This window comes from Streptosporangium sp. NPDC000239, from assembly GCF_040300765.1.
Taxonomy (GTDB): domain Bacteria; phylum Actinomycetota; class Actinomycetes; order Streptosporangiales; family Streptosporangiaceae; genus Streptosporangium.
Map to the genome: position 1 here is coordinate 442676 of NZ_JBEPEI010000002.1, position 21983 is coordinate 464658.

General features: G+C 70.5%; 18 protein-coding genes. 9 read left to right on the forward strand and 9 right to left on the reverse strand.

Translation table 11 applies throughout. From position 1 onward, the window contains the following. Window positions 1-49: 49 nt before the first annotated feature. Together ABT340_RS07490 and ABT340_RS07495 are read right to left on the reverse strand one after the other, a co-directional pair. Window positions 50-286 carry a PTS sugar transporter subunit IIB gene (locus ABT340_RS07490; RefSeq protein ID WP_352009839.1) on the reverse strand — a complete coding sequence of 79 codons (237 nt, stop codon included), beginning with the start codon at window positions 284-286 and terminating at the stop codon, window positions 50-52. 52 nt (window positions 287-338) lie between these two features. Beyond that, window positions 339-1373, reverse strand: coding sequence for an SIS domain-containing protein (locus ABT340_RS07495; RefSeq protein ID WP_352009840.1), 1035 nt, complete (start codon window positions 1371-1373; stop codon window positions 339-341). 160 nt (window positions 1374-1533) lie between these two features. Here ABT340_RS07495 and ABT340_RS07500 point away from each other — a divergent pair, with 160 nt between their 5' ends. The 4 genes from ABT340_RS07500 to ABT340_RS07515 all read left to right on the forward strand — a co-directional run bounded on the left by ABT340_RS07500 (window position 1534) and on the right by ABT340_RS07515 (window position 5796). Then, window positions 1534-2274 (forward strand): GntR family transcriptional regulator, encoded by a 741-nt coding sequence (locus ABT340_RS07500; RefSeq protein WP_352009841.1) that lies wholly within the window; start codon window positions 1534-1536, stop codon window positions 2272-2274. A 37-nt stretch (window positions 2275-2311) separates the two neighbouring features. After that, window positions 2312-3715 (forward strand): PTS transporter subunit EIIC, encoded by a 1404-nt coding sequence (locus ABT340_RS07505; protein ID WP_352009842.1) that lies wholly within the window; start codon window positions 2312-2314, stop codon window positions 3713-3715. Window positions 3716-3796: 81 nt separating this feature from the next. Next, window positions 3797-5104 (forward strand): PTS transporter subunit EIIC, encoded by a 1308-nt coding sequence (locus ABT340_RS07510; RefSeq protein WP_352009843.1) that lies wholly within the window; start codon window positions 3797-3799, stop codon window positions 5102-5104. 206 nt (window positions 5105-5310) lie between these two features. After that, on the forward strand, window positions 5311-5796 hold the full coding sequence (locus tag ABT340_RS07515; protein WP_352009844.1) for an Rv3235 family protein: 486 nt from the start codon (window positions 5311-5313) through the stop codon (window positions 5794-5796). Window positions 5797-5895: 99 nt separating this feature from the next. On the opposite strand, the gene secA is transcribed toward ABT340_RS07515, so the two are convergent. Then, window positions 5896-8694 (reverse strand): preprotein translocase subunit SecA, encoded by a 2799-nt coding sequence (gene secA / locus ABT340_RS07520; RefSeq protein WP_352009845.1) that lies wholly within the window; start codon window positions 8692-8694, stop codon window positions 5896-5898. A gap of 336 nt (window positions 8695-9030) precedes the next feature. Here secA and ABT340_RS07525 point away from each other — a divergent pair, with 336 nt between their 5' ends. Next, on the forward strand, window positions 9031-10212 hold the full coding sequence (locus ABT340_RS07525; protein WP_352009846.1) for a winged helix-turn-helix domain-containing protein: 1182 nt from the start codon (window positions 9031-9033) through the stop codon (window positions 10210-10212). Between the two features lie 54 nt (window positions 10213-10266). Here ABT340_RS07525 and ABT340_RS07530 read toward each other — a convergent pair whose 3' ends face one another. The 6 genes from ABT340_RS07530 to mtrA all read right to left on the reverse strand — a co-directional run bounded on the left by ABT340_RS07530 (window position 10267) and on the right by mtrA (window position 17204). Beyond that, complete coding sequence (locus ABT340_RS07530; RefSeq protein WP_184713016.1) at window positions 10267-10971, reverse strand: response regulator; 705 nt, start codon at window positions 10969-10971, stop codon at window positions 10267-10269. A 94-nt stretch (window positions 10972-11065) separates the two neighbouring features. Further along, window positions 11066-11737 carry a ribosome hibernation-promoting factor, HPF/YfiA family gene (gene hpf / locus ABT340_RS07535; RefSeq protein ID WP_352009847.1) on the reverse strand — a complete coding sequence of 224 codons (672 nt, stop codon included), beginning with the start codon at window positions 11735-11737 and terminating at the stop codon, window positions 11066-11068. Between the two features lie 518 nt (window positions 11738-12255). Further along, a complete protein-coding gene (locus ABT340_RS07540; RefSeq protein ID WP_352009848.1) occupies window positions 12256-12960 on the reverse strand; it encodes a ComF family protein in 705 nt (234 codons plus the stop codon). Between the two features lie 49 nt (window positions 12961-13009). Further along, window positions 13010-14773: an LpqB family beta-propeller domain-containing protein gene (locus ABT340_RS07545; RefSeq protein WP_352009849.1), complete on the reverse strand. Its 1764-nt coding sequence runs from the start codon at window positions 14771-14773 to the stop codon at window positions 13010-13012. Beyond that, window positions 14763-16499, reverse strand: a complete 1737-nt coding sequence (gene mtrB, locus ABT340_RS07550; RefSeq protein ID WP_352009850.1) for an MtrAB system histidine kinase MtrB — start codon at window positions 16497-16499, stop codon at window positions 14763-14765. Before mtrB ends, ABT340_RS07545 begins: the two co-directional genes overlap by 11 nt. 27 nt (window positions 16500-16526) lie before the next feature. Further along, window positions 16527-17204, reverse strand: a complete 678-nt coding sequence (mtrA, locus tag ABT340_RS07555; protein ID WP_030907316.1) for an MtrAB system response regulator MtrA — start codon at window positions 17202-17204, stop codon at window positions 16527-16529. 360 nt (window positions 17205-17564) lie between these two features. Between mtrA and ABT340_RS07560 the strand changes: the two genes are divergently transcribed. The 4 genes from ABT340_RS07560 to ABT340_RS07575 all read left to right on the forward strand — a co-directional run bounded on the left by ABT340_RS07560 (window position 17565) and on the right by ABT340_RS07575 (window position 21953). After that, a complete protein-coding gene (locus ABT340_RS07560) occupies window positions 17565-18911 on the forward strand; it encodes a glycerophosphoryl diester phosphodiesterase membrane domain-containing protein (protein WP_352009851.1) in 1347 nt (448 codons plus the stop codon). Continuing rightward, window positions 18896-19573 carry a DUF4129 domain-containing protein gene (locus ABT340_RS07565; RefSeq protein ID WP_352009852.1) on the forward strand — a complete coding sequence of 226 codons (678 nt, stop codon included), beginning with the start codon at window positions 18896-18898 and terminating at the stop codon, window positions 19571-19573. Before ABT340_RS07560 ends, ABT340_RS07565 begins: the two co-directional genes overlap by 16 nt. Then, on the forward strand, window positions 19570-20763 hold the full coding sequence (locus ABT340_RS07570) for a DUF4350 domain-containing protein (RefSeq protein WP_352009853.1): 1194 nt from the start codon (window positions 19570-19572) through the stop codon (window positions 20761-20763). Before ABT340_RS07565 ends, ABT340_RS07570 begins: the two co-directional genes overlap by 4 nt. A gap of 200 nt (window positions 20764-20963) precedes the next feature. Further along, window positions 20964-21953 carry an AAA family ATPase gene (locus ABT340_RS07575; protein WP_352010169.1) on the forward strand — a complete coding sequence of 330 codons (990 nt, stop codon included), beginning with the start codon at window positions 20964-20966 and terminating at the stop codon, window positions 21951-21953. Window positions 21954-21983 lie beyond the last annotated feature (30 nt).

Here is a 21983-nt window from a genome sequence, read left to right on the forward strand (position 1 = left end):
CCCACGCCGTCCCCCCACCGGTGAGGGTGAGAGGACGGCCCGGCGTCTCCTAGCCGATGATGTCCTCGATGTCGCTGGCGATGGTGTCGGCCTCGGGGCCGACCACCACCTGGACGATGTTGCCCGCGGCCATCACTCCGTGCGCGCCCGCCGCCCGCAGAGCCGCCTGGTCGACCTTGGCGGCGTCGTGCACCTCGGTGCGCAGGCGGGTGATGCACGGCTCGATCTCGATGATGTTCTCCGCGCCACCCAGTCCCGCGATGATCGCGTGGGCGTCAGCCGCCATGTCGTCCTCCAGTCGTCATCGGTCTCTGACCAGGCTAAACGACCCGAGACGATCAGTCCGTCTGGGTCACCTTGTTGAGACCCCTGGGGGCGTCGGGGTCGATGCCGAGCCTGCGCGCCAGGGCCTCGGTCAGCAGCTGGCCGGGGACGATGAGGCCGAGGGGGGCGACCCACTCGGGGAGGTCGGGGCCGTTGAGCGCGGCGGTGCCGGCCGCGGCGAGCGCGGTGCCGCCGCCGACGGTGAAGGCGGAGGCGCCCGCCCCGGTGACCCGCTCGGCGAGCGCGACGGTCCCGGCCAGGGTGGGGCCCTCGCCCGCGGCGACCAGGAGGGCGGGGGTGTCCTCGTCGACCACGGCGATCGGGCCGTGCAGCAGGTCGGCGTACGACAGGCCCATGGCGTGCAGGTAGCAGGCCTCCTTGAGCTTCAGGGCCAGTTCGAGGGCGGTGGAGAAGGCCAGGCCCCGGCCGGAGACCACGACGCCGGGCTTGTCCGCCAGGCCCTCGACGATCGCGTCCAGGTCGCCGGGCTCGGCGATCAGCTTCTCCACCGCGTCCGGGACCCGCTGCAGGTCGGCGGCGTCGACGTCGGCGCCGAGACCGAGTCCGAGCACGGCCAGCGCGGCGAGCTGGGTGGTGTAGGTCTTGGTCGCCGGGACGGCCTTCTCCTCACCGGCGAGCGTGCACAGGGCCAGGTCGGCGGCCTGGGCGAGGGGGCTCTGCTCGCCGCCGTTGGTGATGGCCACGGTGCTGGCACCGCAGTCCTTGGCCCAGGCGAGGGTCTCGACGATCTCCTCGGTCCTGCCGGACTGGGAGAGGGCGACCGCGAGCACCCCGTCGAGGTCGAGCTTGCGCCGGTAGGTGGTGGCGATCGACGGCGCGGCGAGGGTCGACAGGCGGCCCGCGTGCGCCTCGGCGAGGTAACGGCCGTAGACTGCGGCATTGTCGGAGGTACCGCGGGCGATGAACAGCAGCTGGCGAGTCTGTCCCGCGAGCCGTTCCACCTCCTCGACCCTGGGGAGGAGGGCGTCCAGCGTGGCTCGCAAAGCGGCGGGCTGCTCAGCGATCTCGCTGCGCATCTTGGTCGTCATCTCGCGCTCATCCTTCGGTCGGACGGACGGAGATCGGGCCGTTATCGATCCGTCGCCGGTCCGCACATTGACACCCTTTTCCGGCCTGTGGTCTAGTCCGGACTAGACCAGTACGAACCATAACTCATCCGTACTTCTCAGATCGAGAGGGGAGGATCTCGTGGCCCAGATCGATCCGGACAGCCCTGTCCCCAAGTACTTCCAGCTTCGCGAGATCCTGCTTGACCTGATCGAGAACAACGAGCTGCCGATCGGCGCGGCGATCCCGTCCGAACGCGAGCTCTGCCAGCGCTTCGAGCTGTCCCGCATGACCGTACGGCAGGCGGTCGACCACCTGGTCTCCGAGGGCAGGCTGCAGCGCGTCGCGGGCAAGGGCACCTTCGTCGCCCGCCCCAAGATCGAGATGGCCCTCAGACTGACCTCCTTCAGCGACGAGATGCGCGCCCGCGGCATGGAACCGGGATCACGCGACCTCGACCGCAGGATCGTCAGGGCCAGCGCGCACCTGGCCAGGGAACTCGGCATCCACCCCGGAGACGAGGTCCACTTCATCGAGCGGCTGCGCACCGCTGCCGACGAGCCCATGTGCATCGAGCGGGCCCACATCCCGGTGTCCCTCGCCCCCGACCTCGACGCCCACGACCTGACGGGCCGGTCCCTGTACGCCCTGCTCGAAAGCCGGTACGGTCTGATCCTCGACGCGGGTGAGCTGACCATCGACGGCGGAATCGCCGATCCCGGAGACGCCGACCTGCTGAAACTGCCACGTGGCGGCGCCGTGCTGCTGCTCCAGCGGCGTTCCTTCGCCGGGAACGTCTGCGCCGAGCTCGGGGTCTCCACCTACCGAGCCGACCGCTACCAGCTCCGCACGGTCCTGGAGACCCCGGCACGCCGCACCTGACCTCCTCGCGATCCCCACCCCCCTGGAGGAAAGTCCGATGAGTTCCCCCTCAGCGGACGCGGGACGCCCTCCCGCCCCGCCCTCGGCCGGGTCCGCCGTGATGAGCGTGCTCCAGCGCCTGGGACGCTCCCTCATGCTGCCGATCGCGATCCTGCCCGCCGCGGGACTGCTGCAGCGGCTCGGCTACGACGACCTCATCGGCCGTACGGACAACGTCCTGCTCGACGACATCGCCCACGTGATCGGCACCGCGGGCCAGACCCTCTTCGACAACCTGGCGCTGCTGTTCGCCGTCGGCGTGGCGATCGGGTTCGCCCGCAAGGCCGACGGCTCGACCGCGCTCGCCGCGCTCGTCGGCTACCTCGTCTTCCACGCGGTCAGCATGACCATCTTCTTCGACCTGTTCGACCCCGCCCTGAAGGACACGATCTCCAAGAAGCTCTTCAACCCGGCCCATCCGGGCGTCCCCGACGTGGTGCTCAACCTCGGCGCGGAGAACCCGACCCGGGTGCTCGGCGGCATCGTGATGGGCCTGGTCTCGGCGACGCTGTGGCAGCGGTTCTACCGGACCAAACTGCCGACCTGGCTGGCCTTCTTCAGCGGGCGCCGCCTGGTGCCGATCATCACCGCCTTCGCCGGTCTGATCATCGGCGTCCTGTTCGGCTTCGTCTGGCCGGTCATCGGCAACCTGATGAGCGTGTTCGGCAACTGGCTCGCCGCCCACAGCGTCGCGGGCGCCGGGATCTACGGCATGTTCAACCGGGCGCTGCTGCCCCTCGGGCTGCACCACATCGTCAACAACGTGGTCTGGACGCAGGTCCCCGACTGCGTGGTCAACGGCAAGCGGCTCGCCGGGGACCTGATCTGCTTCAACAACGGCGCCCCGGGCTTCGGCGGCTTCGAGGCGGGCCTGTACCCGGTGCTGATGTTCGGCCTGCCCGCCGCGGCCCTGGCCATCTGGCGGGCCGCGCCGCCGCACCGCCGCAACGCGGTCGGCTCGATCATGGTCTCCGCGGCCCTCACCGCCTTCCTGACCGGGATCACCGAGCCGATCGAGTTCGCCTTCGTCTTCGTCGCCCCGGTCCTGTTCGTGGTCCACATCGTCCTGACCGGCATCTCCCTGGCGGTCGCCTCGGCCCTGGGCGCCAAGCTCGCCTTCAGCTTCTCCTCCGGCCTGATCGACCTCGTCCTGTACGGCACCGCCCCCAACGCCGAGGGCATCCCGATCATCATCGTGATGGGCCTGGTCTACGCGGTGATCTACTACGTCGTGTTCAGCTTCCTGATCAGGAAGCTGAACATCATGACGCCGGGCCGGGAGCCGGAGGCCGACACCGAGTCCGGCTCCCCCGCGGCGCCCGAGCAACTCCCCGAACCCGCTGAGCCCCCCGCTGAGACCCCCGAGCCCGCCGAGGCCGTACCCCGCAGAACGGAAGGCTGAGCGGCCCTGAGGCCGTGTATCCGCCGCGCCCGGTGGTAGATACCAGACATCCCCCGCCATCGACAGGCAGGGGGACCGGCAATGGGCACGGCGGCCGTGGAGCGCGGCCCTTCGGGGTGGGCGTCGGCTCTGGCGATCCTGCAGCGCGTCGGGCGCTCGCTCATGATGCCCATCGCGGTGCTGCCCGCCGCCGGACTGCTGTTCAGGTTCGGCCAGGAGGACATGCTCGGGCGGACGGACAACCTCTTCCTCGACCAGGTCGCGGGCGTCTTCGCGGCGGCCGGTGGCGCGCTGTTCGACAACCTGCCGCTGCTGTTCGCGATCGGCGTGGCGATCGGGTTCGCCCGCAAGGCCGACGGCTCGACCGCGCTCGCCGCGCTCGTCGGCTACCTCGTCTTCGACCGGGTCAGCAGGACGCTGTTCTTCACCTCGGCCCCGGCCTCCCAGGTCTACAAGAAGGTGGCGCTGACCGTCGTGGGCCCTGACGGACGGCCCGTGCCCGCGCTCAACCTCGGCGTCCAGAACCCGACCGGGGTCCTGGGGGGCATCGTCATCGGCATCGTCGCCGCCCTGCTCTGGGAGCGGTACTACCGGATCAAACTGCCCGCCTGGCTCGCCTTCTTCGGCGGGCGCAGGTTCGTCCCCATCGTCACCGCCGTCTCCGCGCTCGTCCTCGGCGTCGTCTTCGGCCTGCTCTGGCGGCCCGTGGGCGACTGGCTCGCGGGCGTGGGCGACTGGCTCGCCGCCCACGGCACCGCGGGCGCCGGACTGTACGGCGTGGCCAACCGGCTGCTCATCCCGATCGGCCTGCACCACTTCCTGAACACGATCGTCTGGTTCACCCTGCCCGAGTGCCACGCCGGGGTCCAGGGCGCGACCAAGAACGCCGCGGGCGACCTGAACTGCTACTTCGCGGGCGAGCAGGGCGCCGGGATCTTCATGACCGGCTTCTTCCCGGTCATGATGTTCGGCCTGCTCGGCGCGGCCATCGCGATGTGGCGCGCGGCCCCGAAGGAGAAGCGGGGCGTCGTGGGCGGCATCATGCTCTCGGCCGGTCTCACCTCGTTCGTGACCGGCATCACCGAACCGCTCGAATTCGCCTTCATCTTCGTCGCTCCCACGCTGTTCGCGGTGCACGCGGTGCTCACCGGGATCTCGATGGCCCTGATGGCCGAGTTCGGGGCCAGGCTGGGGTTCACCTTCTCCGGCGGCGCCATCGACATGCTTCTCAACGCGGGCAAGTCCAACACCCACGAACTCGCCCTGATCATCGGCTTCGGCCTGGTCTACTTCGTCGTCTACTACCTGCTGTTCACCGTGCTGATCAGAAGACTGAACCTGGCGACCCCGGGCCGTGAGCCCGAGGAGGCCCCCGCCGCCTCGCCGTGACCCGTTCCGGTCGTCCGTGGAAGGAACGGCCCGCACGCCGGAACCGCAGGACACCGCTCCAGCTTCGGGTGATTCGCCACGCCCTTTCCAGGCCCTTCACGGAGGAAACACCACCGGACGCCGGAAAGCTGGCGTGCCACGTATTCGGCGGCAGGACCGGAAACTCCTAGCTGTGTCAGCCCCTCGCAGGAGAAACCGGAGCCAGCATGCCGCGCCCCTCGCACCTCCCCCGCGTCGCGTCCTCCTCCACCGTGGAGCCGCTCTACGACGACGAGCGGCCCTCCCCGAAGGCCGCCGCCGCGCCGCCGTACGTCCAGGGCGCGCTCGCCCTCGCCCTCGACCACGAGACGGGAACGGCCGGGCCACCGGGGCCACCACCCGCGGTCCCCGAGGGGAGGCGGCTGCGGGCCCTGTGCCAGGCCGTCGCCGAGGTCCTGGCGGGCCTGAGGCCCCCCTCCAGCGTCGCCTCCCACCTCACCGGCAGGGCCGGCAACGAACTGGCGCGCAGCGGGAGGGTCATGCGGTGCGCGCGGCCCCCGCGGACCGGTGTCCCCCACGTGTCCCAGCCGCGTGACGGGGTGGTGGAGATGTGCGTCCTGGTGCACTGCGGTGACCGGTCACGGGTGCTGGCGCTGCGGCTTGAGCGCGTGGGCGCCCGCTGGCTGTGCACGGACGTCGAGACGGCCCCCTGAGAGCCCCGGAGAGCCGCCTGCCGCCCTCGCCGGCCCTTCTCCAGGGAGAAAGCCCACAGGGCCCGTACGGGATCGTACGGGCCCTGTGAAGCGGATGGATCAGACCTCGGCGTTCCTGGGGTCGCCGTGGCAGCGCTTGTACTTCTTGCCGGAACCACAGGGGCAGGGGGCGTTGCGCTCGACGTTGCCGTAGGCGTCGCGCTCGGCCTTGGTGCTGACCCTGGTGTGCTCGACGTCGCCGCTCTCGCCGGGCGCGGAGTATTCGAGCTCTGCCGGGCGCTGCGGACCACGCAGGCCCCGGGCGATGATGGAGCGGGTCTCGGCGATCGCCTCGTCCTCGTGCTCCTCCTGCTCCTCGACGATCGGGTTGGTCTGGACCTCGACCTCAAGGTTGAACAGGTAACCGACCGACTCCTCCTTGATGCCGTCGAGCATCTGGGAGAACATCTCGAAGCCCTCGCGCTGGTACTCGATCAGCGGGTCGCGCTGGGCCATCGCGCGCAGGCCGATGCCCTCCTGGAGATAGTCCATCTCGTAGAGGTGCTCACGCCACTTGCGGTCGAGGACCGACAGGATGACCCTGCGCTCCAGCTCCCGCATGGTCTCGGCGCCGAGCTCCTCCTCGCGGCGGTCGTAGGCCGCCGTCGCGTCGGCCTTGACCTTCTCGGCGAGGACTTCCGCGGTGAGCTCCTCACGGCCGCCGACCTCCTCAAGGAGGTCGTCCAGGCCGAGGGTGATCGGGTAGAGCTGGCCGAGCGCCTTCCACAGCTTGTCGAGGTCCCACTCCTCGGCGAAGCCCTCCGCGGTCGCGCCGCCGACGTACTCATCGATCACGTCGTTGACGAAGGTGCGGATCTGCTCCTGAAGGTCGGCGCCCTCAAGCACGCGGCGACGCTCGGCGTAGATCACCTTGCGCTGCCGGTTCATGACCTCGTCGTACTTCAGAACGTTCTTGCGGATCTCGAAGTTCTGCTGCTCGACCTGGTGCTGGGCGGAGGCGATGGCCTTGGAGACGATGCCCGACTCGATCGGGACGTCGTCCGGGATGTTCAGCCGCGTCATGATCATCTCGACCCTGGCCGAGTTGAACAGGCGCATGAGGTCGTCCTCAAGCGAGAGGTAGAAGCGCGACTCGCCCGGGTCGCCCTGACGGCCGGAACGACCGCGCAGCTGGTTGTCGATACGCCGCGACTCGTGGCGCTCGGTGCCCAGCACGTAGAGGCCGCCGAGCCCGGTGACCTCCTCGTGCTCGGCCTGGACGGCCTCCTTGGCCTTCTCCAGCGCCTCGCCCCAGGCCTTGTCGTACTCCTCCGGAGTCTCGACGGGGTCCAGGCCCCGGCCGCGCAGCTCCAGGTCGGCGCGGAAGTCGGGGTTGCCGCCGAGCATGATGTCGGTGCCTCGACCGGCCATGTTGGTCGCGACGGTCACGGCGTGCTTGCGGCCCGCCTCCGCGACGATCGACGCCTCACGCGCGTGGTTCTTGGCGTTGAGGACCTCGTGCTTGACGCCCTTGCGCTTGAGCTCCCTGGACAGGCGCTCGGACTTGGCGACGCTGGTGGTGCCGACGAGGACCGGCTGGCCGCGCTCGTAGCGCTCCTTGATGTCCTCGACACAGGCCAGGAACTTGGCGTCCTCGGTCTTGTAGACCACGTCGGCCTGGTCCTTGCGGATCATCGGCCGGTTCGTCGGGATCGGGACGACGCCGAGCTTGTAGGTCTGGTGGAACTCGTTGGCCTCGGTGGTCGCCGTTCCGGTCATGCCGGACAGCGTGGCGTAGAGGCGGAAGTAGTTCTGGAGCGTGATCGTGGCGAGAGTCTGGTTCTCGTCCTTGATCTTCACGCCCTCCTTGGCCTCGATGGCCTGGTGCATGCCCTCGTTGTAGCGGCGGCCGTGCAGGACTCGACCGGTGAACTCGTCGACGATCAGGACCTCGCCGTCGACGACGATGTAGTCCTTGTCCTTCTTGTAGAGCTCCTTGGCCTTCAACGCGTTGTTGAGGAAGCCGACCAGGTGGGTGTGCTCGGGCTTGTAGAGGTTGTCGATGCCGAGCCAGTCCTCGACCTTCTCCACACCGGACTCGAAGATGCCGACGGTGCGCTTCTTCTCGTCGACGGAGTAGTCGCCGGTGTTCTCCTCGCCGTCCTTGCCCTCGGTGCCCCTGCGGAGCCTGGGCACGATCTTGGCGAACTCGGAGTACCACTTGCCCGACTGCTCACCGGGACCCGAGATGATCAGCGGCGTCCTGGCCTCGTCGATGAGGATCGAGTCGACCTCGTCGACGATGGCGAAGTTGTGGCCGCGCTGGACGCACTCCTCCAGCGACCAGGCCATGTTGTCGCGCAGGTAGTCGAAGCCGAACTCGTTGTTCGTCCCGTAGGTGATGTCGCAGTTGTACTGCTTGCGGCGCTCATCCGGCGGCATGTTCGCCAGGATCACCCCGACCTCAAGACCGAGGAAGCGGTGGATGCGCCCCATCTCGTCGGCGTCACGCTTGGCCAGGTAGTCGTTGACCGTGATGACGTGGACGCCCTTGCCCGAGATGGCGTTGAGGTACGCCGGGAGCGTACAGGTCAGGGTCTTGCCCTCACCGGTGCGCATCTCGGAGATGTTGCCCATGTGCAGGTTGGCCCCGCCCATGATCTGCACGTCGAAGTGGCGCTTGCCCAGGACACGCTTGGAGGCCTCGCGAACGGTGGCGAAGGCCTCGGGCAGCAGGTCGTCGAGGGACTCGCCGTCGGCGTGACGCTGCTTGTACTCCGCGGTGAGGGCGCGCAGCTCCGCATCGCTCAGGCCGATGAAGTCGTCCTCGATGGAGTTGACCTGGTCGGCGATCCGCTTGAGCTTACGCAGAAGCTTGCCTTCGCCTGCGCGAAGAATCTTATCGAGAAAGGCTGGCACTTTAGGTAAGGCTCCTCGCAGGTCTTCCGTGGCCGGACGGCTCCGGATGAGGACGAGTCATGGTTCTCCGCTGCCATCGTAGGCGGTTCCACCACCCGACACAGCCACCTGAAAGACGCTCTTCGTGTCCGCGGAGTTCCCGGCACCCTATTCATAGAGGCTAGTGCTCACTTTAAAGGGTATGTCGCTTTGCAGAGTTGTATGACGATGAGTCAGGCCGTACGGCGCGTCGCGCCCGGGCCCCGAAGTCCCTGATGACACCGGCGTAGCATTTTCGTCGGTGTGGCGCGCTAGCCTCTGGGCCATGCTGACGTGTTCTCTCCCCGCCATCCGGCCATGACGCTCACCCTCTCCCCGGACGAGGCCCGCCGGATCATCCTGCACGCCCAGGGGTTCCTGGGGGCCGACGCCCGGCGCGCGGGCGTCGCCGCCACCCTGCGCCGCCTCGGCGCGGTCCAGCTCGACACGATCTCCGTCCTGGCCCGCTCCCACGAGCTGATCGCCTACGCCCGTCTCGGCGCCGTCGGCAGGGCGGAGATCGAGCGGGCCTACTGGGACGAGCCCGCCCGCGCCTTCGAGTACTGGTGCCACGCCGCCTGCGTCCTACCGATCGAGGACTGGCCGCTGTACGCCTTCCGCAGGAGGCACATGCGCTCCTGGAAGCACCGCAGGGACGACATTCCCGCGACCATGGACAAGGTGCTCGACCAGGTCCGCGAGGCCGGCCCCGTCACCGTCGCCGACATCGGCGGCAGCAGGAAGGGCGGCGGCTGGTGGGACCGGTCGGACACCAAGATCGCCATCGAGTGGCTGCTCAACGTGGGCGAGGTCGTGTGCACCCGCCGTACCGGATGGCGGCGTGTCTACGAGCTGGCCGAGCGGGCGGTGCCCGCCCACCTGCTGGCCGAGGACCTCTCCGACGCCGAGTGCGTCACCCGTCTCGCCACGGTCGCGGGCCGCGCGCTGGGGGTGGCGACCCGCGCCGACCTGGTTGACTTCCTCCGGCTTCGTGCCCCGGAGGCGGCGCTGCTCGACGCCGCGCTGCTCGACGGCTCGGCGGGGCTCACGCCCGTGCGCGTCCCCGGCTGGCCCGAGCGCTCGGTGAACGCGTGGGCCGACCCCGTGGCCCTGGAGACCGAGCCGAAGGGACGCCACCGCACGGCTCCGCTCTCGCCGTTCGACTCCCTCGTCTGGGACCGCGCCCGCACCGCCAGGGTCTTCGGCTTCAACCACCGGCTTGAGGCCTACGTCCCCAAGGACAAGCGCGTCCACGGTTACTTCACCATGCCGGTGCTCTCCGGCGGCCGTCTGATCGGCAGGATCGACCCGGCCCGCCAGGGGACGACGCTGGTCGCGCGGCAGGTCGGCGTCGAGGAGGGCGTCAGCCCGCGCAGGGCCGCCCAGGGGATGGCCGAGGCCCTGTGGGAGGCCGCGAGCTGGGTCGGCTGCGACGACGTGCGGGTCGACCGTGTCGATCCCCGGCTCGCCGCGCCGTTGTTCGAGGCCCTGATGCGCTGAGCGCTCGGGCCGGGGTTCCGGCCGGTTCCCGTGGGACCCGGCCGGAACCGGCCGTCAGGTGATCTCCAGCATCCGTTCTCGGACCGCGTAGACCACGGCCTCCATCCTGGAGTGGAGTTGCAACTTGTCCAGGATGTTGCGGACGTGGTTCTTCACGGTGTTCTCCGAGATGAACAACTGCTTGGCGATCTCGCGGTTGTTCATGCCCTTCGCGACCAGGCGGAGCACCTCCATCTCCCGGTCCGTCAGCCTCGGGACCGGGAGCTGGGGGGGACGCTCCGCCTCCTTGCGGCTCATGTTGGCGAACTCGGTGATCAGCTTCGCGGCCATGGCCGGATTGATCAGCGACTGCCCTTCGTGAACGCCGCGCACGGCCTCGGGGACCTCGTCGAGCTGCACGTTCTTCAGCAGGTAACCGGTGGCACCCGCCTTGATCGCGTCGAAGAGGTCCTCCTCCTCGTCGCTCACCGTGAGCATGATGATCCGCGTGCTCGGCACCGAGGCCTTGATCTCACGGGCGGCCTCGATACCGCTCCTGCGCGGCATACGGACGTCCATGAGCATGACGTCCGGGGTGAGACGGTCGGCGAGCTCGATCGCCTCCTGCCCGTCGCTCGCCTCACCCACCACCTCGATGTCCGTCTCCGCGCTCAGCGCCATCTCCAGACTTCGGCGGATCAGCGCGTGATCGTCGACGATCAGCACGCGGATCGGGTCGCCTCGCCTGGCAGGGCGGGTCGCTTCGTCGGGTTCCGTCACGCCTCCTCCTCGGGGGGCCAGAGCCGTTGGACCGCCATGATTACACGGGTTTCAGGTCCTAGGGTTGGTCGGAGAGGATCTTCGAACGCGACCGTCAGGATTCGACGAGCCGCAGCACGCCGTAGTTGTAGCCTTGCCGGAGGTACACGACGCTCGGCTGCCCGCTCTCCTTGTCACGGAACAGGTAGAAGTCGTGTCCGACCAGCTCCATCTCCAGGAGGGCCTGGTCGACGGTCATCGGCTCGGCCTGGTGGTGCTTCTCCCGCACCACCAGCGGGCCGTCGCCGTCCATCTCGATCGGGACGATGGCCTTGTCCTCGGAGTGATCGGCGTCGTCCTCACGCCTGCGGGTCCCGTTGAGGGAACCGGTGTCCGCCCGCACGGTGTCGGCCTCGGCGGACTCCGCGAGCGCGGTGGCGGTCGCGGTCAGCTCGGCGACGGAGGGAGGGCAGTGGTTGCCGTGGTGGACCTTGCGTCGGTCGGCCAGGCGCCTGAGCCTTCCCTCAAGCTTGCCGATGGCGATGTCGAGGGCGGCGAAGCGGTCGTCTGCGGCGGCCTCGGCGCGGACGGCCGGGCCCCGCGAGTGGATGGTCAGCTCGACCCGCTCGCGCGATCCGTTGATCCGCTCGTTGGTCTCCCTGGTCACCTCCACATCAACGCTGATGAGCTTGTGGTCCAGACGCTCGATCTTGGCCAGCTTGGTTGTCACGTGGTCTCGGAATCGGTCACTCACTCCGGTGTGCCGACCCTTGACGATGATTTCCATGCACAGCCCCCCTTCGAACCTCGACGGTGGTACAGCGGCACCCGCTCGGCCGACCTGGTCTTCGTCCCCACATCCGCCTGCTGAGGGTTTCGCAGCTCTTTGCCACTACATGCCCTTCTCTTCTGGCGAGGAACATCTGGCTCCTCGGGAAGGCAGGACTTACCTCTAAGCCGCACCGTGATCGACCGACGAAAAGTCGTCTTACGTGGACCGTTTAGCCTGCGGCTGGCATCGGCTAGCCAGGCCGGCCCCCCAGAGGGAGTCGGTCCGGCGCAACCACGGACCCGAGCGGGTGCCATGGCACAGACGCTATCCGCATCGGGGCCGAATGTCAGCCTGGGAGACCGCCCGAACCTCACGTTGTGTGATCTCCAGGGAAGGTCTCCCGTCGGAGGGTCCCGCAGGATCAGGCGATATACCCATATATGGACACTTCCCATATCCATCCATCAGCGGCGAACTTCCGCCTGGGACAGGGAGATCCGACGCCGTGGTGACAGGCCCGTTCCCCTGCCCGCTCACCCTCGGTGACGATCGCGGGGTCGCTCCCACCGGCGTGTCGCGGCGACCGTCGCGGCCAGACGCGCCGTGATCCCGGCCGCGCCCAGCGCCCTGGCGGCCTCCGCCAGGGTCGCTCCGGTGGTGACGATGTCGTCGACCAGCACAACCGCCCCTGGGCCACCCCAGGATCCCGGCACAGGGCCGTTCCGGCCGGCCGCAATCCTGAATGCCCCGGAGAGGTTCGCGGCCCTCTGCGACGAACTCAGCCCCGCCTGGTCGGCGACACGGCGGCGTTGCAGGAGCAGTCTCTCCACCGTCGCGGGCCACCCCGCCGAGCGGAGGTAGGCCGCCGCCAGCGTGGCGAGCCGGTTCACCGGATCGTGCCCGCGCCGCCTGCCCGCCGAACGCGCGCTGGGCACCGGGACGAGGACGACGGGCCGCCCGCCCGCCCCCGCGGCGACCGCCAGCGCCAGTGCGCCCGCGAGCGGGGCGGCCAGCGCCGTACGGCCGTGCTCCTTGTAGGCGAGCAGGGCGCGCCGGACGGCCCCGGAGTAGTCGGCGGCCGACCAGCACTCGGGCAGGCCGGGCGGAGACGGGTCGGGTGTCCTGCGCTCGGGCTCGCCGTGCAGCAGCGCGGCGCAGCGGGGACACACGAGGGCGTCCGCCGCGCCGCATCCGGCACAGCGCGCGGGCAGGACCAGGTCGAGCAGAGCGGTCGGCACGGAACCAACCGTGCCAGGCACCACCGACAAACCACCGACGAGCCGCGCCTCAGTCCAGGGGGTAGGCGGGGAAGGCCGGTCCCTGCTCGGCGAAGTCCGTCCTGCCGTTCTCGTTCTTGACCCGGGGCTCCCACTTGGAGGAGGTCCAGTAGAGGATCTGCCGCTTGCCGTCGTCGTCGACCGCTCCGGCCAGCAGGGAGCCGTCCAGGGCGGTGATGTTCTGGATGCCCGTGTTGGAGGGCAGCGACTTCGACTCTCCGGTGAGCGAGACCTCAAGCAGGTCGGACTTGTCGGTCAGGACGTAGAGGGTCTTGCCGTCCTTCCAGGCGATGTCCCTGATCTTCTGCTTGTCCTCGACCGGCACCACGACCTGCAGGTTCGTGATGCGGGTCGCGCCGCCCCTGCCGATCACCGTGCCGACCTTGACCTGCTCGCCGGTGCCGTCCCGCACGACGACCGCGACGTGCACGCCGTCCCGCGCGACCTTGAGCAGGCTGACGTGGACGGTGTCCAGGTCGGGGGCCGAGACCGCGTACCGTTGCCCGTCGCGGATGCGGATGACCCGGGAGATGTGGTCGTCGGGGCGCTCGACCGTCCACAGCGTCTGGTAGCGGTCCCAGCACGGCGGGGCCAGCGAGCGCCCCGTCGCCCACTGCCGCCACTCGCCACCGGTGGCCAGCGGCGCGACCGACAGCGTCGTGCCGTTGTGGGAGAGGGCCGCCACCTGGGCATGGGCACTGATCGCCATGTCGGTTCTCGTGCCGTCCTTCTCCCCCGCCTTGCCCAGCACGGGCTGACCGGTGTTGTCCTTGCCCAGCAGCCACAGCGCGTCGTCGGCCACGTAGTAGGGGTAGATCTCGCCGGGCGCCATCCAGGGGTCGAACCTCGTCTGCTCCTGGGCGTCGACGGTGAGCGGGTTGTCGGTGTAGTACGGCTCGCCCCTGACCCTGACCTCGAAGCCCCAGCCGCCCTTGGTCAGCGCGGCGAGCGTCCCGGCGAGCTGGGCCGTCATCGGCCCGACGAGGTCGGGGGCGACCCGGTTGGTCAGGTCGACCACGACGCGGTTGTCCTCGGTGGTGACGTCGATGAGCCTGGTGCCGTCGAACGCCGAGCGCACCGCGCCCTTGAGTGAGCTGCTCGGTCCCTGCAGCAGCCGTTCCACGGTCGTCTTCGCGAAGTTGGAGGCGGGGTTGATCGGCACCCTGACCTGGTCGATCACCAGGCCTTTCTCCTCGGCGTCGAGGAAGTAGAGGTCGACCTTGAGGTAGGCGCGCTCGGCGTCGGCCTCCGACAGCAACAACCCCGGGGGCGCGCTGTCGATCCGCCAGCCGCCGGCCCCCTTGACCAGGACGAAGGGCTCGTTCAGCGGTCCGCCGCTCGGCCGGTAGCGGCCGTCCTGGTCGATGAGCGCCGTGACGGTCCCCTTGAGGGTCACCCGGGTGTCCTTCTCCCCCTCCCCGACCTGCACGACCGGGGGCTCACCCTGCCGGTAGACCGTGACCCCGCTCTGCGGGTTCCAGGTCCTGGCGAAGGAGTCGGTGAGGTACTTGCGCGCCACCTCACGCCCGGGGTCGTCCACGCTCGCCATGGCGGCCTTGAACCCGTTGACGACGTCGGCCGCCGACCAGTCGGCGCTCGGCGCCACCGCGATCACCCGCGCGTACGGGTCGCCGAGCGGGTTGCCCTTGTGGCCGTTCTCCCCCACGGTCGAGTGCATCCCGACGGGGATGACCGAGCAGGAGGCCAGCCCGCAGGCCAGCGTGGCCACCAGGGCCGTCACCCCCGCGCGGGCCCTGAGAGTCCTAGTCGGCATCGCGTCCCCCGTCGGCCACCGCCGGAGAGAGCACCGGCGTCATCTGTCCCCGCCACGTGCGCCGCATCTCCACCTCCGGCGGCACCAGCGGCAGCGGTGAGCCCCGCAGCGGCGCCCCGGCGACCCTGGGCAGCGAGAGCCTGAACTGCGAGCCCTCCCCCGGTACTCCCCACGCCTGAAGCCAGCCGCCGTGCAGCATGGCGTCCTCGCGGGAGATCGCCAGGCCGAGGCCGGTGCCGCCGATGGTCCGCGCCCGGGAGGGGTCGGCCCGCCAGAACCGGTCGAAGACCATGTTCTCCTCCCCCGGTTTCAGGCCGACCCCGTGGTCCCGTACGGCCACCGCGACCGCGTCGCGGTCGGCCCCGACGGAGACGACGATGTCGCGGCCCTCGCCGTGCTCGATCGCGTTGAACAGCAGGTTGCGCAGGATGCGCTCGACCCGGCGGCTGTCCATCTCGGCCATGCAGGGGTCACCGGGCAGCCGCAGGTCGAAGCGGGTCGAGTGGCGTTCGGCCAGTGCCTCGGAGTCGGCGACCGCGCGCAGCACCACGTCCCTGATGTCCACCGGCTCGATGTCCAGCTCGGCGGCGCCCGCGTCGTAGCGGCTGATCTCCAGCAGGTCGGCGAGCATCGACTCGAACCGGTTCAGCTGGTTCTGCATCAGCTCGGCCGAGCGCGCGGCCATCGGGTCGAAGTCCTCGCGGGCGTCGTAGAGCAGGTCGGCGGCCATCCGCACGGTGGTCAGCGGGGTGCGCAGCTCGTGCGAGACGTCGGAGACGAACTGCCGCTGGACGTGGGAGAGCTCCTCCAGCTGGTGGATCTTCAGCGCCAGGGTGGTGGCCATCTCGTTGAAGGAGGCGGCCAGGCGGGCCAGGTCGTCCTCCCCCCTGACCTTCAGGCGCTCGTCGAGGTGCCCGTTCGCCAGCCGTTCGGCCGCCTGGCGGGCCAGCCGTACGGGGGTGACGACCTGGCGGGTCACCAGTGAGGCGATGGCCGCGAGCAGCAGGACCAGGGCGACGCCGACCAGGATGAGCATCTGCCTGACCGAGGTGAGGTTCTTCTCCTCCTCCTCAAGCGGGATCAGGTGGTAGATCTCGTAGCCGTCGTCCAGGCCGGTGCCGTAGGTGTCGAGCCGGGTGCCGATCACCAGACCGCGCACCGGCTCGGGCCTGCCCATGTAGCGCAGGTTCCAGTACTGGGTGCTGTCCTCGTCCGCGGGCTTCCTGAGCACCTCCTCGCGCAGCTTGGGAGGGATGCTCGCCGGGTCGATGTTCGTGGTGCCGTAGAACTCGCCCGGCCGGTTCTCGTTGCGGACGATCACCGAATATCTCACCGCGGGTCCCGCCCGCGCCGCCAGCGCCGCCAGCGCCCGGCCGAGCGGGCTGTCCTCGCCCTGCTGCGCCCCCTGGCCGGGGTCGGTCGACTGCTTCGAGGCGTCGCCGTCCTGCTGGTTCAGGTAGACGAGCACCGCCTTGCGGTCGGCCTGCGCCTCGCTGCGCGCCGCGCGGTCCCTGGCCCCCAGGATGGTCGCGCTGATCGACTGCATGAGGAAGACGCCGAGCACGGCGACGACCACGATGGAGATGACCATCGTGCTGGTGACCACGTGCAGTTGCAGGGAGCGCCGCCAGACCCTGCGCACGCCGCCCACCGCGCGCCGTGCCCTGCGCCGTCCCCCCCTGACGATCTGCGGGAGGGTACGGCGGCGCCTCTTCTGGGTGGGCATCTCGGGAGTCCCGGGGAGGCCGCAGGCCTAGGCCGGACCGGCCTTGTAGCCGACGCCGCGCACGGTCACCACGATCTCGGGGTGCTCGGGATCCTTCTCGATCTTGGCGCGGAGCCGCTGGACGTGCACGTTGACCAGGCGGGTGTCGGCCGCGTGACGGTAGCCCCAGACCTGTTCGAGCAGCACCTCCCTGGTGAAGACCTGGCGCGGCTTGCGGGCCAGGGCGACCAGCAGGTCGAACTCAAGCGGGGTGAGGTTGATGGTCTCCTCTTCGCGCTTGACCGAGTGACCGGCGACGTCGATGGTGATGTCGCCGATCTGCAGGATCTCCGGCGTCGGCTCGTCCGTGCGGCGCAGCCGCGCGCGGACCCTGGCGACCAGTTCCTTGGGCTTGAACGGCTTGACGATGTAGTCGTCGGCGCCGGACTCCAGGCCGAGGACGACGTCGATGGTGTCGCTCTTGGCCGTCAGCATGACGATCGGCACGCCGGACTCGGCGCGGATGCGCCGGCACACGTCGATGCCGTCGGCCCCGGGAAGCATCAGATCCAGCAGCACCAGATCCGGGCGGGTGTCACGGAACGCGTCCAGCGCCTTGTCCCCATCGGAGACGAAGGAAGGCTCGAAGCCCTCCCCGCGTAGCACGATGCCGAGCATCTCGGCGAGAGCGGCGTCGTCGTCGACGACCAGCACGCGTCCTTTCATGGCCCCTCATTCGTTTTACGCAGTTTGGGAGTTTTTGGGGTAAACGGCACGGCTGTCGAAGATTACCCTCGCCGGACCACCGGATGACACAGTCTGACCACCAGACATCCGAATGCCGAATTTTAGGCGCACACGACGTAAAGCGCGTAGTAGCACCCCCACGCGGCGTAAGCCCCCCACGTGGCCACCTCCGGCCACGGCGCCCTCGGGCACCGGATCGGCGACGGTCACGGTCCCAGTCTGAGGTAAACGACACCGTCTCGGCCATCCCTGGGACGGACCCGGCCACCCCGGGCGGTGAAACCTCGCCGTGATCTCCCGAGCAGCCCAAGCAGTGGGGCCACATGTCAGGATTGGGATATGTCAGACGGACACGGCTCCACTCCCGACACCCCACCCGGCTGGGCGTCCAACCAGCCCCCGCCGTACGGCGACGCCCAGGGAACGCCGTGGGCCGCGCCCGGATCGGGGCCCGGCGGACCGTCGCCGTCCCAGCCCCCGCCACAGTACGGGCAGCAGCACGGGCAGCAGCAGCCGCCCTCCTCCCCGCCTCCGCCGTACCAGCAGCACCCCGGGCAGCAGCCGTACCAGGGGCAGCCGTACCCGCCGGGACAGCCGCATCCGGGGCAGGGCTACCCCCCGCCTCCGTACGGCTACCAGCAGCCGCCCCCGGCGTTGCGGCCCGGGATCATCCCGCTGCGCCCCCTCGGCGTGGGCGACGTCATCGACGGCGCGATCAAGCTGATCCGCTCCAACCCCAAGGCCGTGCTCGGCCTGTCCGCGATCGCCGCCGCGCTCGGCGCCATCCCGGTCGCGATCGGCCAGGCCCTGACCTTCGGCAGGATCGGCGACGCCTTCAGGAACAACGACCCCACGGCGCTGGAGACCACGGGGCAGACCGACTTCCTCGCCGACTACGGCGGCTCCCTCATCTCCTACGCCGTGCAGTTCGTCGCGGTGACCCTGCTCAGCGGCGTGCTGACCCGCATCCTCGGCCGCGCCGTCTTCGGCGGGAAGATCACCACCGGTGAAGCGTGGCGGCTGACCAGGGGACGGGTGCCCACCCTGTTCGGGCTGGTCGCCATCGAGGCGGGCATCCTGCTGCTGCCGCTGGCCGCGGTCGTGGGGCTGCTGTACGCGACCGCCGTCTCCGGCATCGACCTCGGGGCGTTCGTACTGGTCATGGTGCTGGTGATGATCCTCTACATGGTCTACGCCGCCTTCATCACCACCCGGCTCGTGCTCGCGGCACCCGCCGCGGTGCTGGAGAAGACGGGCGTCATGGCCTCGCTGAGCAGGTCGTGGCGGCTGACCCAGGGCAGTTTCTGGCGGCTGTTCGGCATCTTGCTGCTCACGAGCATCCTCGCGGGCCTGGTCGGCCTGGTGATCTCCGTCCCGTTCTCCTTCGCCGCTGCCTTCGTCGGCATTCTCGTCTCGGGCGGGACGGGCGTGCAGATCCTCCTCGCGATCCTCCTCGCGATCGGCGGGACCGTCGGAGCGATGATCACCTACCCGTTCCAGGCCGGGGTGTACGGCCTGCTCTACGCCGACCGCAGGATGCGCGCAGAGGCCTTCGACCTGGTGCTGCAGACCGCGGCCATCGAGCAGCAGCGCCAGGGGTGGGTGCACGCCTCCGCCGACGACCTGTGGAGTTCCTCCGCCACCCCCGGGCAGCCGGGCCAGGGAGCCCCGTGGCCGGGCCGCTGACGGCGTCGGCTCTCACGGTCCCCGTCGACACCGATCGCGGGCGGGCGGCGGGTGAGGCGATCCGTGAGCTGCTCAAGGCCGAGTACGCCAAGGAGAACGTCGTCGACCGCGTCATGCGGGTCGTCAACCAGTTCCTCGGCGACCTGCTCGACCAGGAGGCGGCGGGCACCGTGGGCAGCGTGATCGCGTGGATCGTCCTGGGCGTGATCGTCCTGGCCGCGCTCGCCGCGGTCTTCCTGGTCGCCCGCAGGACGGCCGGGCGCGGCTCCACCAGGCGGGAGGGCGTCTTCGGCGACGGCCGCCGCAGCGCGGCCGAGCACCGGCAGGCGGCCGAGCACCTGGCCGCGCGGGAGCAGTGGGCCGAGGCGATCCGCGAACGGCTCAGGGCCGTGGCCAGGGACCTGGAGGACCGCGTCGTCATCGACTCGATGCCCGGCCGTACCGCCGACGAGCTGGCCGTCGAGGCGGGGCGCGCTCTGCCCGGCCTGGCCGCCGACCTGGCCGCCGCCGCGCGGATCTTCGACGACGTGACCTACGGCGAGGTGCCGGGGACCGCCGCCGCCTACGAGGTCATGCGCGACCTCGACGAGCGCCTGCGCACCGCCCGGCCCGTGTTCGCCCAGGAAACCTCCCCGGAAACCTCCAAGGTGGCCGTCCCGTGAGCTCCCAGACGGGCCTGGCCCCCGTGAACGCCCTCGGGCCGACGCCGACCTCGCCGACCGCGCGGAGCCTGTGGCGCGGCGGCAGGGGCGCCCTGTCGATCGCCCTCCTGGTCGTGCTGGTGGCCGTCGGCGGGGTGCTGCTCGGCGGCGGCCAGGGCGAAGGCAAGCCGCTCGACCCGGAGAGCACCTCGCTGTCCGGGGCGAGGGGCCTGGCGCAGCTGCTGCGGGCCGAGGGTGTCCGGGTCGTCAGGGTCACCTCCGTGACCGAGGCCGTCGAGGCCGCCGGGACCCCGAAGGCCCCCGGCGGCAGCATGCTGCTGCTCGGCGACACCTCCTTCCTCACCGAGGAGGAGGCCGACCAGCTGGCCTCGACGCCCGCGGACCGGCTGGTGGTCGGCGCCCAGCCGTACCTCGGCCGGCTGGCACCCGGTGTGAGCCCCGGCCCGGAGACACGGGCGCGCTCGCGCGAGCCGCGCTGCGCGCTGCCCGCCGCGGTCAGGGCGGGCAGCGCCTACCTGGGCGGGACGACCTTCACCGCCCCCTCGTGGGCGACCGGCTGCTACCCGGCGGACGGCTCCCCCTCCCTGGTCAGATACGAGGAGGCGGGCCGTACGATCACGGTCGTCGGCGACGGCCAGTTCATGAGCAACCTGCGCCTGGCCGAGGACGGCAACGCCGCGCTGGCGATGAACCTGGCCGGAACGCGGCCCACGCTGGTCTGGCTCGTCGCCCCGGAGACGCCGCCCACCGTGAGCGCCACACCGCCGACCCTGTACGACCTCATCCCGTCCGCGGTTGTCTGGGCCGTCGTGCAGCTGGCCGTCGTGGTCCTCCTGCTCGCGCTCTGGCAGGGCCGCAGGCTCGGTCCCGTGGTGACCGAACGGCTTCCGGTCGTGGTCAGGGCGGCGGAGACCGTCGAGGGACGGGCCAGGCTCTACCGGGCGAGGCGGGCCCGTGACCGGGCCGTCTCGGCCCTCAGGACGGGCTTCGTCGACCGCGTGACCCCCAGGCTCGGACTGCCCGCGGGGGCGGGCCCCGAAGCCGTGGTCGGCGCGATCGCAGAAAGGACCGGTCAGCCCGCCGCCTACGTGGGCTCCGCCCTGTACGGCAGGGCGCCGGCGGACGAGGCCGGGCTGATAGCCGTGGCCGCATACCTTGACATGTTGGAAAGGCAGGTCAGAGAGTCGTGAGCGAGCGCAGCGAGCCGGGCGCCGGATACCCCGATCCCGGGACCGGCGGCGACCCCGCGGGCACGCCGCCGGACAACGGCGGTCAGGGCGGCACGCCGTCCCCGGGGCCCCAGACGCCCTTCCCCGGCGGCCAGGGCGGCTTCGCGGCGCCTCCCGCCCCGCCTCCCGGACCGCCCGCCTCCTTCCCCGCCGGGCCCGCTGTGCCCCCAGGGCCCCCGGCGCCTCCCGTCGCGGGGACCGACAGGGCGCGTGAGGCGCGTGAGGCCCTCAGCGCGCTGCGCGCCGAGGTCGCCAAGGCCGTGGTCGGGCAGGACGCGGTGGTGACCGGGCTGGTCATCGCCCTGCTCTGCCGGGGGCACGTGCTGCTCGAAGGCGTGCCGGGCGTCGCCAAGACCCTGCTCGTCAAGACGCTGTCCGCCGCGCTCTCCCTGGACTTCAAGCGGGTGCAGTTCACCCCGGACCTGATGCCCGGCGACGTCACCGGCTCCCTGATCTACGACGCGAAGACCTCGGAGTTCGAGTTCAGGCAGGGCCCGGTCTTCACCAACCTGCTGCTCGCCGACGAGATCAACCGCACGCCTCCGAAGACGCAGGCGGCCCTTCTGGAGGCGATGGAGGAGCGCCAGGTCAGCGTCGAGGGCAGGGCGCGCGCGCTGCCCGAGCCGTTCATCGTGGCCGCGACCCAGAACCCGGTCGAGTACGAGGGCACCTACCAGCTCCCCGAGGCGCAGCTCGACCGGTTCCTGCTCAAGCTGACCGTGCCGCTGCCCGCCCGCGACCAGGAGATCGCGGTGCTGGAACGGCACGCGCTCGGCTTCGACCCGCGCGACCTGTCCCACATCAGGGCGGTCGCCACCGTCGAGGACCTGGACGCGGGACGCGCGGCCGTCAGCCAGGTGCACGCCGGGCCCGAGGTGCTCGGCTACATCGTGGACATCGCCAGGGCCACCCGCCAGTCGCCGTCCCTGCAACTCGGCGTCTCACCGCGTGGCGGCACCGCGCTGCTCGCCGGCGCCCGCGCCTGGGCGTGGCTCTCCGGCCGTTCCTACGTGACCCCTGACGACGTCAAGGCCCTGGCCAGGCCCGCGCTGCGGCACAGGATCCAGCTGCGTCCCGAGGCCGAGCTTGAGGGCGCGACCGCGGACGGCCTGATCGACGCCATCCTCGCCTCCGTCCCCGTCCCCCGCTGAGCGTGGCACCGATCGTGACGAGGACGCGCG